The organism is Saltatorellus ferox, from assembly GCA_007751475.1.
Classification (GTDB): Bacteria; Planctomycetota; UBA1135; order UBA1135.
On the sequence record CP036434.1, the window covers coordinates 3,590,582 to 3,604,524 of the forward strand.

Consider the following 13,943-nt stretch of genomic DNA (forward strand, 5'->3'; position numbering starts at 1 on the left):
TCCGGTGGTGCGTACCCTGGAAGTCGCGCTCTTCGGCGAGCGCGTGGGAGAGCTGCTGCAGACCGATTCGGGGCGGCTGGAGTTCCGCTACGACGCCGCGTGGGTCGAGCGTTCTGGCGCGGCGCTGTCGCTCTCTCTTCCCGTGCGCGCCGAGCCGTTCGATCACCGGGGGGCCGAGCCCTTCTTCGGAGGACTCCTGCCCGAGGAGGGCGTTCGCGATCGCGTGGCGCGCTATCTGGGCGTGTCGGCCAGGAACGACTTCGCCTTGCTGGAGCAGATCGGGGGGGAGTGCGCCGGGGCCGTGACCCTGACGGTTCCCAGCGCGTCGTCGACTCCGTTCACGCCTGGAGCGAGCGGGGAGGAACTCCAGCCGCTCGATCCGGCGCGCCTGGCGAAGCTCCTCGATGACCTTCCCCACAGACCGCTTCTCGCCGGCGGCGAGCGGCGGCTCTCCCTCGCCGGTGCGCAGGACAAGGTGGCGGTGTCGCTCGTCGACGGACAGGTGGCGATCCCCACGGGCGATCAGGCCACGACGCACATCCTCAAGACGCCGATCCAGGGCTTCGCGGGCACGGTCGCGAACGAGCTGCTCTGCATGCGCACGGCGAGACGCGTGGGCTTGAGCGTCGCTTCGGCCGAGAGGCGCGTGGCGAGCGGCCGCGAGTTCCTGCTCGTCGAGCGATTCGACCGGACGTTCGATCCGGACGGCACGGTGCGCCGGGTCCATCAGGAAGACATGTGTCAGGCCCTCGGCGTTCCGACGCGGCTCAAGTACCAGTCGGAGGGCGGGCCTTCGCTGCCAGATTGCTTTCGCCTTCTGACGGATCACGCGCGGCGCCCCGCGGTGGATCGCCTGGCCCTCGTGCGAGCGACGGCGTTCAACGTCCTGATCGGAAACGCGGACGCACACGCCAAGAACTTCAGCCTCGTTCATGCTCCTTCAGGCATCTCGCTTTCGCCCCTTTACGATCTGCTCTCGACGCTCGTCTACGGGGACCTGAGCCCGCGGTACGCGATGAAGATCGGCAGCAAGGCGGAGTTCAAGAACATCCGCGCGCGCCACTGGGACGCGCTCAGCGAGGCGTCCGGGCTCGCGCCTGCGCAGGTGCGGCGCGAACTCAGGGAGATGGTCACCCGGCTTCCGTCGGCACTGCGATCCGAGAGAGATCAGGTCATCGACGAAGCGGAGACCGCGGGATCGGAAGCCGGCGACGGAGGCCTCGGCGACGAGGCGCTGGCCATGCTCGGGCGCCTGATCGAAGAGACGGTCGAACGGTGTGAGATCACGGGCGTTCAGCTCTTGAAGGGCGCGGACTGACGCGCGTCAGCTCGGGGGTGGATTCCGTCGCAGGACGCGTCGAGCGCTTCGGAGGCCCTTGAACAGGGTCAGTTTGGCGAGGTCGAGCGCGTTGGAGGTTCCCGGTGGGGTGGGCTCCAGTCCCAGTGAGCGCAGACGGTGGTTCATCCAGAGCACGCCGCGCTCGCGGTCCGTTGCCTCGGTCTGAAAGGTGAGGCTGAAGGAGACCGAGACCGCGGGACCGTTGACCACGAAGTGAGGCGCGTGGATCGGAACGTGAAGACCGTCGCCGGGGCTCAGTTCGTGCCCAACGGCTTCTGCGAGCGCCGAGTCCTCCAGCTGGACATGTCGGTCGCCGCCGACCGTGAATCTCTCCAGCTCTTCGAGTAGGACGAAGCGAGGATCGAGTCGCGGCAGCGTCGAGATGGACTTGGTCCCGCGGACCTGCAGGAGAAAGTTGCTCTCCGGGTCGAGGTGGCAAGGGGTCGTGGCGCCTGGGGACGACACGAAGATGAAGCCCACGGGCCGTGAGAGCGACAGCCCCTGCACGCCGAGCGCCGCCTGGATGGGCGAGAGGCATTCGTGCAGAAGTCGAGCGTAGTCCCGATCGAGCTGGACGTGCTTCAGCACGATCCAGGAGCCGCAGCGATGGATGCTTCGAAGCGTCTCCACGGCGGAGAGTCCATTCGAGCGAACATCGTCTCTGCGGACGCTCGCGGGCAGATCTCCGGCGTTCCACTCGACGCGATGGGCTGGCAAGGAGGCAGCCAGCGATGCCAGTCGCTCGATGTCGAAGAGCGGGTGGTCCACCAGGTCATGCTGGACGGGGAAGGGCGTCACGCCGTGGCAGGAGTGAAAGAGCGCCTCGGGAAAGGTGATGCGCGGGGAGCCCACAGCACGGAGCGTGCTGTGGCTGCGCTGGATTCGTCGGATGCCCACGCCTGAAACGTAGGCGGCTTCCACGCGGCAGGTCGGAGGTGGCCGAGTCTGCGGGGACCGAAGCTTCGATCCGGGATCCAGGTTGATTCGTTTCGAATCACTTGTGATCCACGCTGAGGCAAACCTATCGCGGCTTCGCGGGCGAAGCGTGCGTCCAGGCGGTGAAGCCGACGTTCTTGCCCGCGCGCGCGGTCTCCGCGGCGGGGAAGTCGGTCCCGTAGACCCGGTTGACGACGTGGATCTGCCAGACGTCGTCTCCGGTCGCGGGGTAGTCCGCTTCGTCGTGCAGCCAGCGGTAGGCACGCAGGAGCGCGCGGTCGCTCCAGCTCCATGGGTCGAAGCCTGCACGCTCCAGCAGCATCGCCTGGACGAGCGCTCCCTGGAGAGCCTCGTAGACGTAGTTCTCCTTCGGGGGCGGCCAGGAAAAGCCTCCGCCGCGGCGCTGGTCGTCGGGGAGCACGCCGTCCACCGAGTGCCCTTCCAGCCTGGACCCCGCGGCGTTGATGCCCACGGGCTTCTTCGGATCCGCCTGCCAGTCCAGCGCCCGGTACTTGAAGCCAGCGTACGCGTCGCGATCCCCGAGCCAGCCGCGGAAGACGGCGGCGGCGCGGTCCAGTTCCTCACGATCCCCCAGATAGAGCGCAGCGGCGATGCGGCTCGCCCCGGCGTGCGTGCCCCAGTTGTTCGGCCGATCCTCGTGGGTCGAGCGGATCGTGCGGCCGTCGAGTTTCTCGAGGACCACGCCACGCAGCCACTCCTTGAAGCGCCCGTCCAGCTCTGGGGGCAGGCCGACCAGGTCGGCGGCGAGCACGAATCCCCCGAGGTTCCTGCCGAGTGCGAGGGTGTTGCCGCCCTTCTCCGTGCCCATGGCGGCCTCGCAGGCGGCCACGACCTCGTCTCGATAGCGCTTCTTGCCCGTGCGCACGAACACGAGAGCCTTGGCGAGTGCGCGCGTGTTGGCCGGGTCCTCCTGGTCCGAGAGGTTCGGCTTCTCCGTCGAGGCGGAGGCGACCTCGAGGACCTGACGCCAGGCGGGACCGCTCGCGGGGAGCTCGGCGAGCTCTTCACGATCGATCCAGATCCCGCGCGCCGGGCGCACGTCGCTTCCTGGGTTCGAGGATTTCTCTGCCTGGTTCCACGAACCAGCTTCACCCGCTGCGTGGGTGAGATCGGCGGCGCCGCAGGAGGGCAGACCGGCCGCCGCGAAGCCGGTGAGCGTCAAGGCCGCGAGAGTCGAGCCGGGAAGAGTCAGGAACGCCGGGAAGGTCATGCGGTCAAGGATAACGCGCACGCCCCGTCGCGGCGTTCTCTCCCGGGTGTTCACTCCCGGGTGGCGATTGGAGCGCCAGCAGACCCGGCTTCCGGGAAGTGCTTGGCGAGAAAGCGCCGAAGGACCTGCGCGTGCTCCGGCCGGGGCACATCGGCGGATTCATAGATGTCTCTCATCGTCTCCACGGTCTCGCGTCGCACCGTCACTCCGTGCGCTTCCACGAAACGAGCCAGGCGGGTCTCCGCGTCCTCCGCCGACCCGCCGATCGAGTCGATCGTCGCCGTCACGACGAACTCGATCTCGCGATCCATCCGGGTCTGATTCGACGCCAGACGAGCGTCGAGGGACTCGCGGGTCGACCAGACGCCTGCCCGCGCGACGAGTCGAATCGTCTCCAGCGCAGCCGGGTCCACCAGGGGATCGCCGTCCACGAGAATGAGGTCCGCGACGCCCTCCGGGACGAGCTCGCCGACGAGCGGCAAACCGATGAAGGCGGCAGCCGCCGAGGTCGCGGCGACGAGGGCCGATGGGGGAGAGAGACCCATCTCGCAGAGCAGGACGATCTCGTCCACGACCGACCGGCCGACGCGAACGTAGGGGGCGCCCGCTCCCGTGCCGACGACGAGCGTGGCACCGGCTCGGTCGAGCTGTCGGACGATATCTTCCAGGAGCGGCACGGCGGCTCGGAAGCTCCGGCGGAACGAGGCGGGCAGGCTACGCCGCAGCTGGTGAGCCGCCTGGCTCCAGCAGGCGCGGGTGAGCGGAGCCACCCGGGCGAGCTCTTCCGAGGGGGCCACGAGCGCTTCGCCCGGAGCGATGTCGTAGCGGTTGCGCACGAAGTCGCTCGCGAGCAGCGCGGGCTCGGACTCCAGGGCCCGCAGCGAGGTCATGAACTCGACGAGACCGGTGAGGGTGACGCGCTCGGCTTCGACGGCCCAGGCAACGTTTCGGGCGATCTCTTCCACGGTGGGCGGCGGCCCGGGCTCTCGCTTCTTGCCGGGCTGCCGGAGCCAATCACCGAGGTAGGTCTCGATCGAGCCGATCGCGTCGCCCTCGTTCAGCACGCGGCGGAAGTAGGTCTTGCCCGGCGTGCGGATCGAGAGCGGCAGGCGATGGCGATAGGTGGCGTCCAGCACCCCCTTGAGCACCTCGGGTGACGCATCGTGCCCCAGCGTGAAGCCCGCGACTCCCTCCCGGGTCTGCCTCGCCACGTCGGCTTCGATGACCTCGCGCAGTGCCTCGCCCTGGAGTCCTTCCTGGAACGGGTTGCGCGCCACGTGCTGCCTCAGGTCGCGGCCGAACGCGACGCAGCGAGGCGTCGGGATTCCCTCTGCGTCGCGCTCGTCGAGAACGCGCGAGAGCCAGCCCGGGCTGTCCATCACACGCAGCGTCGTGACCCCCGCTGCGAGGGCGTGGTCGAGGTCGGTCGGATCGCGGAGCACGCACCAGGCATCCATCAAGCCGGGCAGAAGCGTTCCGCCCGTGCCATCGATCGTGACCACGTCCTCGGGGAGCGGCCCCAGGCTCGCGAGGTCCCCGACGGCTTCGATCCGCGCTCCGCGGCCTAGGACCGCGAGCCCTCCTCTGGAGATCAGGGTGTCGCCGTGAGGAACGATCAGGCGAGCGCCGACGACGATCCAGGGCAGAGCGGGCGCGAGCACGCTCTGCCCGGCCGAAGTGCGGGGGCGGTCGCCCAGGCCTCGGATGAGGGCAGCCGCAGCGACGAGCGTCACGAGCCAGAGGGGCCAGCGGTAGCGAAGGCCGCGTCCGCCGGAGCCGGTGGATAGCGTGACCGGCGCGGAGCGCACCGGTGAGGGGCGGCCTGGCAGGCGATCATCGTCCATGGGATCGAAGATCCCATGTCCCCGCGGCCTGTCACTCCGAAGTCGGGATTTCCGCGCTTATCAGCGCCTTCCTCTCACCAGTTCAGCCAGACGCTTCCGTCCATGAAGACGAGGCCCGACTTGCCCAGCTCGGTGTCGCCGTTGTCGATCTTCGGGAAGACGCGGGTCGCCGCGCCGCCGAGGACCACATCGCGCCCCAGGTCCCAGCGCTGCCGGGCGACGAGCACCCGGTACGCCCGCGCCAGGTCGAGCGCGCGCCTTTCGCCGGGCATCACGAGGTGGCGGAGGTCTAGGTCGCCCCCGGGGGCGGCACGCAGCACCTCGGCGCGCCTGACCTCGCCGTCCGCGTCGAAGAAGCGATCGTGTATCTCGCGGTTCGCGCGGAACTCGTCCCCGCCGCGGACGCGCTCGAAGTAGGTCAGGACCTCTGGCTGGGCGTGACCGGCCTGGGGGACGTCCTTCATCCCCGCGAGATCCTGGTAGGCCCACCCCTGGGCTCCCGGGACCTTGCGGGCGAGAGTGAACGTCTGGTCGACGGTCACGCCGATGGCCGAGTGGCAGCCCATGCAGAAGCGCTGCTCCTCGTCGGTCTGGAGGCGCAGGCGCCCCTCTCCGTCCTCGATGAAGCCCGCGAGACGCCAACCGAAATCGTTCGAGAGGCCGATGTTGGGGCGCCCCTCGAAGACCGGCAGAAGCCCCTTGTCCTTGTCGTCGTCCTCGGCGTGGTAGGCCGCGAGGTGGGCGGCGTGATCGAGCACCCGATCCTTGCGGGACCATCGAAGCTCCTTCATGCGCGTCGAGTGGCCGGTGGGAGAGCTCGGGTCGACGTAGCGGACCGAGTGCAGGTACTCGACGCCAGCGGGGTGAACGTAGCGCTCGACGCGCACGTTGGAGGCATCGCCGACGAAGGTCCGGGGCAGTCCCCGCATGACCTGGACGACGCCCTCGGCGCGGCCGTCGCGGTCGAGGTCGATCGCGACGTCCGTTTCGTCGAGGGGCTCGATCTGGCGGACGAGGGCGTCGTCGTCCTGGACCCTTGGATCGGCCGCGATGGCGGCTTCCAGGATGGAGAGATTCGCCCGCGCGACGCCTGCGTGGAACTCGCCTCCGCGCGTGCGGAACGCCCTTGGCAAACGGACGAAGACATCGTCGATCGAGCCGTTCGTGGGCCAGAAGGTCCCGGGGAAAGGCTTGTAGCGCAGGGCGCGCCAGCCGGATCCATCGCGGGCGAAGCCGAACTCGTCGAAGCCCTGGGCGAGGTCGAGATCGGGACGGTAGCCGGGATACTCGTCCGCTGGAACGTCTTGGAGCGCTTCCTTCAGCAGAGTGTAGTTGTCGCCGTCGAGCCAGGCGCGGATCTCATCGTCGCTGATCGCGGCTTCCTCCTCGCTGCGGTCTTCGAAGAGGTGATCCCAGTGATTCGTCAGTGCGACGTCGCTGAAGGCGTAGGCCGTCTGCAGGTGGAAGTCGACGAGGTAGTTGGGCTCGCGGCCGACGGTGTGACAGACCCAGCAGGGATTCGAAAGCCCCTCGGTCTTGGTGTAGCAGGCAGCGGGGACGGTGGCTTCCCAGTTGACGGTGCGCGCCTTGGAGTCGCGAGCGTGCGCCAGTGGATCGTAGTCGGCGCTGCCGGTGCCGTTTCCCATGCCGGGATCGGCGAGCGGAAGCAGAGCGGGGGTGGCCATGAAGACTGAGAGCAGGGCGGAGCGCATCACGATCGAGTGGGTGGGGAAAGTGGAGAGGGCGCGATCCGACGGATCGGATCGCGCCATTGCCAGGGACGGTCAAGGCTGGCCCTGCCGGGCCAACGAATCAGCGATCCTGGGGCCAGGTAGACGTCTGGCTCTCACCCGGGTGCTGAACCGCGATGAAGAGATCCTTCTCATCCGCGGAGAACGTCGGGCCAGTGGCCTCGGCGTCCGAGGGAACCGCGGCGACGCGGAAGGCCACGCCAAAGGTTGGCTCCACGACGCCCGGGGCGCCGGCCTTGTGGGCCGGGTCCATGTCGAGGTAGTAGAAGGCGTCCGCGGTGCCGTTCGTGCCGAAGTTGCCGTCGGTGCCGAACCACACGCCACCGATGCTATCGATCGTGATGTTGTCGGGAGCCGCCGCGTCGTGGGGGCCCTGGCCGAAGGAGCCGCGCCAGGCGGTGAAGAACGTGAACGTCATGGAAGCACCCGGGTTCTGGGCGTTGCCTTCCTGCATGGCCATGACCGAGCCCACGGCATCGCCGCGGTTCGGGGAGTTCGCGGCGTGATCGGCGGCGGGGTAGAGCACACCGCTCTGGTCGCAGGCGACCTGGCGGGTGTGGTTCGTGAAGGCGACGTAGATGCGCGGCGTACCGGAGAAGTCGTTCGCGTTGTACTCGAGGTCTTCGGGGCGGTTGAGCTCCATCACGCCGAGCTTGGTGGCGGCGGTGAAGAGGGCCTTCTTGGCGATGGTGTCGTTCGGGAACCCGCCGATCCCGTTGTAGTCCTTGTCCTGAAGAGCTTCACCGACGGTGATCGTCGGCTGGCCGAGGGCGGCCGCGTTCGGCGGCGAGTCGGTGCTCGTGGTGGAGAACTCGATCCAGCGTCCGTTGCCCGGCGCCGTGTCGGTGCCGGGGGCGCCGGTGGAGAGCAGGGTCTGGCCCGTGCTGTTGTCGAGGTCGGCGAAGTGCGCGACGTACAGCTTGCCGGAGTCGAGCATGTCGCGGACCTCGGCCTTCGTCATGCCTGAGGTGTAGTTGGCCTCGGTGACGAACTTCCAGATGCGGCCGCTGCGGCGGTCCTGGCCGGCGTACAGGACGATCGGCTGACCGTCGACGAGACGGCCGTCGGGACCCACGGCGATCGTGGCGTTCTCCCAGCGAGCGCGCCCCATGGCGCCGAGCTTGCGGTGACCGACGCCGTCGCCGCCTTCGGAGAGGCCTTCGTAGAAGTCCTGGGGTTCGGCGCCCGGATCGATCTCGACGAGGTAGCCGTAGAGGTCGCGCGTGTGGCGGCCCTGGACTTCACTGATGCGACCGAAGGCGGCCGAGCGGCTCGGTTCGAAGGTGGGGGAGACGTTGCTGCCCGGATCGTAGCCGTTGCCAGAGAGGAAGCGCTGGCCGCTGGACCAGGTGGGCTCGAAGTCACCGTAGTAGCCCTGGACGTTCTCCTCGGCGGTGAGGATCGTGCCCCACGGCGTCGTTCCGCCGGAGCAGTCGCCCATGATGCCGGACACGACGCTCGGAGCGTTGTCCGCGCCGCTCTCCGCGTGGTCACGGAAGTCCGAGGTCGGGCCGATGTCGATTCCAGTCACGCGGACCTGGGTGGCGCCGGTGGAGTCGTAGCGCTTGTTCTGGGCGCTACGGTCGACGGACCAGAGCCCCGTCTGGGCGTCCTTGACGATGCGGATCCAGGAGCCGCCGAGCTGACGCTTGTGCTCGAAGTCGTAGGCGTTGAGCGCCGACTGCTCCCAGATGTCCGACGTGACGTCGTTGTTGAGGAGACCGAGGGCTTCCAGCAGCTTGGCGTGCGTCAAGTGCTGGCCGCTCGGGGCGCTCTGCGCCTGGGGAAGGCTGTTGGAGATGTACTCGTGGTTGACCCAGAGCCAGCCCGCGTCGCCGGAGCCGCCGTACATCGGCGACGAGCCGACCGCGCCGCCGGACCAGTCGGAGTTCCAGCCGTCGCCGAAGAAGCTGACGTAGTCGCAGTTGGCGCCGAAGCGGGGCGTCTCACCCGTGTTGGTGTTGTTGAGCGGGTCGAGCCACTTCACGACCACGGCCTGGCGCGTGGCGCGGATCGAGCGAACGGTGTCGCTGGTGGTGTTGGCCAGGGGGAAGAACGCGGCGGAGGGCAGGTTGCCGTCGACCTTGAGCTGAACGAGGCGGCGCGTCAGCTGCGGAATGGTGAAGTCGGCCTCCGTCGACTGGACGACGGCGATCGAGGAGAGTGGGGCCGTGGGGTCGGCCACGGGGCCCTGCGGAAAGGCAGCTGCGGTCAGGCAGAGAAGCGTGAGAGACATGCTGTGAATCTGTTGGCGTTGAGGTGGTGCGCTTGCCGAAGTGGCTGCACGCCTTGGACGCCGAACACAACACCGTTTCGCCCTCAAGGGACGACTGCCTTCCGTTCAGGAATGGGTCAGCTTGGCGTCAAGGGCCGTTGACCTGATCCCGCTGTTCGCTGACGGAACTTTGACTCGACGTTGACGCACGCGAGTCAGCTATCGAGGCAGCTCATTGACCAGCGGTCTTCGGGCCACCAGCGCGTAGCCCTGACAAACCGCCTGGTCGTTCGACAGCTTCGACGCCAGGTGAAACACGATCTGAATCAACGCCGTCAGCGGCAGCAGCAGCACGCTGCGCCACGGCGACAGGATCACGCTTCCGTCCGACTGGCGCTTCGACGCCCCGACCGATCGAGTGAGCCACTGGGAGAGCATCGCTCCGTTGGCTGACGCGAAGTTGCCACGCGGCGTGATGGACTCGACCTCCAGCCCGGCCGACTCGGCGAACACGCGCAGACTCGAGGGCGTGAACCGGAAGTAGTCGCTGGGCAGCTCGTGGAGCGGCTGGATGAACGGCACGGTGAGGAGCAGCTTACCGCCGGGCTTCAGCACCCTCGCCATCTCATGGACGAGAGCCCTGGGCTCCGGCACGTGCTCCAGCACCTCGGTCGAGAGCACCGTGTCGATCGAGCCGTCCAGAACCGGTAGCCGGGCGCCGTCGCCGAACACCTGGACGAGCCTCTTCAGGTTCGCGATCTTCCACATGTCCGGCTGCTTGTCGAGGATCGCCTGCGGGTACTCGAGCCCGACGTACTGGCGGACCTTCGGAGAGTAGAGGTCCCGGTATGGCCCTTCCGAAACGCCGACGTCGAGCAGGTTGCCCGTCGCGTGGGGGAGCATCGCCTCGACCGAATCACGCAGGTGCTTCCAGTCCAGCCAGTACGGGTTGAGCGGCGTACGCTTGCGCCACGCATTCATCCGCTGGCCGAAACGGCCGCGATAGTGCACGACGCCGACGCGGTTGCCTGTCGGCGCTGCGGGCTCCGCCGCCATGGGTTCTGTACCTGTGACCGTCACGAATGGTGCTTATCGGCGAAAGGCGCGCGCCAGCGTGAGGTCCTGGCCCTGGTAGCTCTGACCCTCCCGTTCCTGGCCATAGAGCCGCTCCGGGCGCGCCGAAGCGCGAAAGAATTTCAGGCGGAAGAACACCTGGCCGTCCTCGACGAGGAAAGGCACATCGTGGGCCCGGACCTCGAGGACCGCTGGCGTCCCGCATAGCTTGTCCTCCCGCCAGCCGAATCCGTTGTCGAAGAATCCAGCGTAGTTGTTGCGGAGCTCCCCGATGCCGATATCGACGGGGAGCATCTCGGCCGCGAGGTCCGGCGGGATCCGCAGGCGCTCACGGCTCGCGAAGATGTAGAAGCTCTCCGGCGCCAGGATGCAGCGACCGTTCGGGGCGTGGACCGGATCCCAGAAGTGCGCTGGATCGTGGGCTCCTTCGGCGCTGAACTCCACGACCTCCGTGTGGAGCGACGCGCGCCAGCCCGCGGGGTCGCGGCCCGCCAGGCCGAGGTTCAGCTCGAGCCCGCCGTCGCTGTCGAAGCGGACCTCGTCGACCCCCAGGGGTCGATCGCCGTCGAAGACGAGCGGCGTTTCCTGGTAGCGCGCGCGCAGCTCGTCCGTGGAAAGGCCCGGGCTGCCCCGGTGGACCCGGAGCTGGCACAGTCGATCGCCGCGGCGCAGGCGCACGGGGAAGGAGAGCGGGCTGATCTCCAGCCAGAGCGGCCCGGAGTAGCCCATCGGTGCCTCGTCGAAGCGAGGATGGCCCGCGGAGAGGACTCGGGTGAAGACATCGCAGCGACCCGCGGAGCTCCGCGGATTGAAGCGCACCGCAAGGTCCGCCGGCAGGTCGAGCCGCTCCTCCAGCTGAACGAGGTAGACGAGCCCGCGCTCCAGAACGGCGCCCTCGGGCCCGTCCAGATCCAGGGTCGAAGTTCCGAGTTCCTGGATCCGCTCCTCGATCGGAACGGTCGTCGGGAGAAAACCGGCTCGGACGCGAACGGCCGTTCTACCGAGCCTGAGGTCCATGCTGGCGGGCTGGATCTGCTGGGGCCGAATCGGGAGATCCGGGTGGTGGCGGATGGAACCGGCTTCGACGAGCCTCCGAAGCTCGCTGTCCACGAGGATCTCGCCCGCGGATCGGGATCCCGCTGGTGCGGCCCCGGAGGGAGTCGCCGCGGGGTCAGGGGCGGGTCGATCGAGGGGGCTGGCGCTGGGCCGCGGGGTGTCCATGGGGCCAGGGTACGGCGTCCAGCGGCCACGGTCCCCGCGAGACCGGGCAGATTTTGGCGAAGGATGGCGGCCCAGATCACTACACTTCTCGCCCACCAACCGCGGTAGGAGCCCCCCGAGGGGCCTCGCCGGGACCCCAACACGCACCCATGAACATCCACGAGTACCAGGCCAAGGAGCTGCTCCGCAAAGCGGGGCTCGCGGTTCCGAACGGCTTCGTCTGCGACAAGCCCGAAGAGGCCGCAGAAGCGTTCGACAAGCTCGGAACGCCCGTTTGCGTCGTCAAGGCCCAGATCCACGCGGGCGGCCGCGGGAAGGGCGGCGGCGTCAAGCTCGTCAGGTCGAAGGACGAGGCCCGCGAAGCGGCTGACTCGATCCTCGGCATGATGCTGAAGACCCCGCAGACCGGACCCGAGGGCCAGCTCGTCCGCAAGGTCTGGGTCGAGGAAGGCTCCGATATCGCCAATGAGTTCTACGTCGGCGTGGTCCTCGATCGCGAGAAAGGTCTCCCGGTCGTCATGGCGTCCAGCGAGGGTGGCATGGACATCGAGGAGGTCGCCGAGCACTCCCCCGAGAAGATCCTGAAGGCGGCCTACAACCCCGACCGGGGCCTCGAGAAGCGTCAGGCCGTCGAACTCGCCAAGGGCATCGGCATTCCGGACGCCCTCGTCGATCAGGCGGTGGCTTTCCTCCAGGGCCTCAGCCGGCTCTACAACGAACTCGACTGCTCGCTCTACGAGATCAACCCGCTCGTGACCACCAACGACGGCAAGGTCCTCGCGCTCGATGCGAAGATGAACTTCGACCCGAACGCTCTCTTCCGTCACCCGGAGATCTCGGCGCTGCGCGACCTCGCCGAGGAAGATCCCAAGGAGATCGAGGCCAGCAAGTTCGACCTCTCCTACATCGCCCTGGACGGCAACATCGGCTGCATGGTGAACGGCGCGGGCCTCGCCATGGCGACCATGGACGTCATCAAGCTGTACGGCGGAGAGCCCGCCAACTTCCTGGACGTCGGCGGCGGCGCCACGACCGAGAACGTGACCGCGGCCTTCCGAATCCTCCTGGGCGACTCCCAGGTGCACGGCGTGCTGATCAACATCTTCGGCGGCATCATGAAGTGCGACGTGATCGCCAACGGCGTGATCGAAGCCGTGAAGCAGATCGAACTGAAGGTTCCGCTCGTGGTGCGCCTCGAAGGCACCAACGTCGAGAAGGGGCGCGAGCTCCTCGCGAACTCCGGTCTCCCCATCATCCCCGCCACCGACCTGGACGACGCCGCCCAGAAGATCTGCGAGGCGATCAAGTCATGAGTATTTTCGTCGACAAGAACACCAAGGTCATCTGCCAGGGTTTCACCGGCAAGACCGGTACCTTCCACAGCCAGCAGGCGATCGAGTACGGCACGAACATGGTCGGAGGCGTGAACCCGAAGAAAGCGGGTAGCACGCACCTCGGCCTGCCGGTCTACGGCACCGTGGCAGATGCACGCAAGGCGACCGGCGCGAACGCGACCGTTCTCTACGTGCCGCCCCCGTTCTGCGCCGAGGCGATCATGGAGGCCATCGAGGCCGAGATGGAGCTGATCGTCACCATCACCGAGGGCGTTCCGGTCCTCGACATGGTGCGCGTGAAGGACGCGCTCAAGGGCTCGAAGTCGCGCCTCGTGGGTCCGAACTGCCCGGGCGTCATCACGCCGGGTGAGTGCAAGATCGGCATCATGCCGGGCTACATCCACAAGCCGGGTCGAGTCGGCGTGATCTCGCGCTCGGGCACGCTCACCTACGAGGCCGTGTGGCAGTTGACCAGCCGCGGCATCGGTCAGTCGAGCTGCATCGGCATCGGCGGTGACCCGGTGAACGGCACGAACTTCATCGACGTGCTCGACGCGTTCAACAAGGACGAAGGCACCGACTCGATCATCATGATCGGAGAGATCGGCGGCTCCGCCGAGGAAGAGGCCGCCGAGTTCATCAAGGCCAACATCAAGAAGCCGATGGTCGGCTTCATCGCGGGCAACACCGCGCCCCCGGGCAAGCGCATGGGGCACGCGGGCGCGATCATCGCCGGCGGCAAGGGCACCGCGGCCGAGAAGGTCAAGGCCCTCGAGAGCGCTGGCGTGCTCATGAGCCCGAGCCCTGCTCGCCTCGGTGAGATGATGGAGAAGCGCATGCAAGACGCCGGGCTTCTGGCCAAGTAGACCGCTTCGCGATCCCTTAAGGGGCTCGTGTTTCCCCGGGCAGCTCGTGGGGAGGAGGCCAGTGACAAGGGCCACGGCGCGTCGATCCGACGCGCCGTGGCCCGTTTCTTTTTTGGGCACCGATGACTGTCA

10 protein-coding genes are annotated in these 13,943 nt (G+C 67.9%); 3 read left to right on the forward strand and 7 right to left on the reverse strand.

Translation table 11 applies throughout. The features are described 5' to 3' along the window. Window positions 1-7 precede the first annotated feature (7 nt). Window positions 8-1,318, forward strand: coding sequence for a type II toxin-antitoxin system HipA family toxin (locus Poly30_RS12820; RefSeq protein ID WP_145197878.1), 1,311 nt, complete (start codon window positions 8-10; stop codon window positions 1,316-1,318). A 6-nt stretch (window positions 1,319-1,324) separates the two neighbouring features. On the opposite strand, the gene Poly30_RS12825 is transcribed toward Poly30_RS12820, so the two are convergent. The 7 genes from Poly30_RS12825 to Poly30_RS12855 form a co-directional block, all read right to left on the reverse strand. Then, window positions 1,325-2,236 (reverse strand): transcription factor, encoded by a 912-nt coding sequence (locus tag Poly30_RS12825; protein ID WP_145197880.1) that lies wholly within the window; start codon window positions 2,234-2,236, stop codon window positions 1,325-1,327. Between the two features lie 124 nt (window positions 2,237-2,360). Continuing rightward, window positions 2,361-3,506, reverse strand: a complete 1,146-nt coding sequence (locus Poly30_RS12830; protein ID WP_145197882.1) for an alginate lyase family protein — start codon at window positions 3,504-3,506, stop codon at window positions 2,361-2,363. A 50-nt stretch (window positions 3,507-3,556) separates the two neighbouring features. Next, the gene (locus Poly30_RS12835; protein ID WP_145197884.1) at window positions 3,557-5,350 is read right to left on the reverse strand and encodes an amidohydrolase family protein; all 1,794 of its coding nucleotides are present in this window, start codon (window positions 5,348-5,350) and stop codon (window positions 3,557-3,559) included. A 74-nt stretch (window positions 5,351-5,424) separates the two neighbouring features. Then, window positions 5,425-7,035, reverse strand: coding sequence for a hypothetical protein (locus tag Poly30_RS12840; protein WP_419191320.1), 1,611 nt, complete (start codon window positions 7,033-7,035; stop codon window positions 5,425-5,427). A gap of 127 nt (window positions 7,036-7,162) precedes the next feature. Next, window positions 7,163-9,337, reverse strand: coding sequence for a PhoX family protein (locus tag Poly30_RS12845; RefSeq protein WP_145197888.1), 2,175 nt, complete (start codon window positions 9,335-9,337; stop codon window positions 7,163-7,165). A gap of 198 nt (window positions 9,338-9,535) precedes the next feature. Continuing rightward, window positions 9,536-10,396: a methyltransferase domain-containing protein gene (locus Poly30_RS12850; RefSeq protein WP_145197890.1), complete on the reverse strand. Its 861-nt coding sequence runs from the start codon at window positions 10,394-10,396 to the stop codon at window positions 9,536-9,538. Between the two features lie 9 nt (window positions 10,397-10,405). Beyond that, window positions 10,406-11,611, reverse strand: a complete 1,206-nt coding sequence (locus Poly30_RS12855) for a 2'-deoxycytidine 5'-triphosphate deaminase (RefSeq protein WP_145197892.1) — start codon at window positions 11,609-11,611, stop codon at window positions 10,406-10,408. 149 nt (window positions 11,612-11,760) lie between these two features. Here Poly30_RS12855 and sucC point away from each other — a divergent pair, with 149 nt between their 5' ends. After that, complete coding sequence (gene sucC / locus Poly30_RS12860; RefSeq protein WP_145197894.1) at window positions 11,761-12,924, forward strand: ADP-forming succinate--CoA ligase subunit beta; 1,164 nt, start codon at window positions 11,761-11,763, stop codon at window positions 12,922-12,924. After that, a complete protein-coding gene (sucD, locus tag Poly30_RS12865) occupies window positions 12,921-13,811 on the forward strand; it encodes a succinate--CoA ligase subunit alpha (RefSeq protein ID WP_145197896.1) in 891 nt (296 codons plus the stop codon). The genes sucC and sucD overlap by 4 nt, the downstream gene beginning before the upstream one ends. Window positions 13,812-13,943 lie beyond the last annotated feature (132 nt).

Coding starts and splice junctions, on each gene's coding strand:
- Poly30_RS12830 (WP_145197882.1), bottom strand. CDS start 3,506: ATGACCTTCCCGGCGTTCCTGACTCTTCCCGGCTCGACTCTCGCGGCC.
- Poly30_RS12835 (WP_145197884.1), bottom strand. CDS start 5,350: ATGGACGATGATCGCCTGCCAGGCCGCCCCTCACCGGTGCGCTCCGCG.
- Poly30_RS12840 (WP_419191320.1), bottom strand. CDS start 7,035: ATGGCCACCCCCGCTCTGCTTCCGCTCGCCGATCCCGGCATGGGAAAC.
- Poly30_RS12845 (WP_145197888.1), bottom strand. CDS start 9,337: ATGTCTCTCACGCTTCTCTGCCTGACCGCAGCTGCCTTTCCGCAGGGC.
- Poly30_RS12855 (WP_145197892.1), bottom strand. CDS start 11,611: ATGGACACCCCGCGGCCCAGCGCCAGCCCCCTCGATCGACCCGCCCCT.
- sucC (WP_145197894.1), top strand. CDS start 11,761: ATGAACATCCACGAGTACCAGGCCAAGGAGCTGCTCCGCAAAGCGGGG.
- sucD (WP_145197896.1), top strand. CDS start 12,921: ATGAGTATTTTCGTCGACAAGAACACCAAGGTCATCTGCCAGGGTTTC.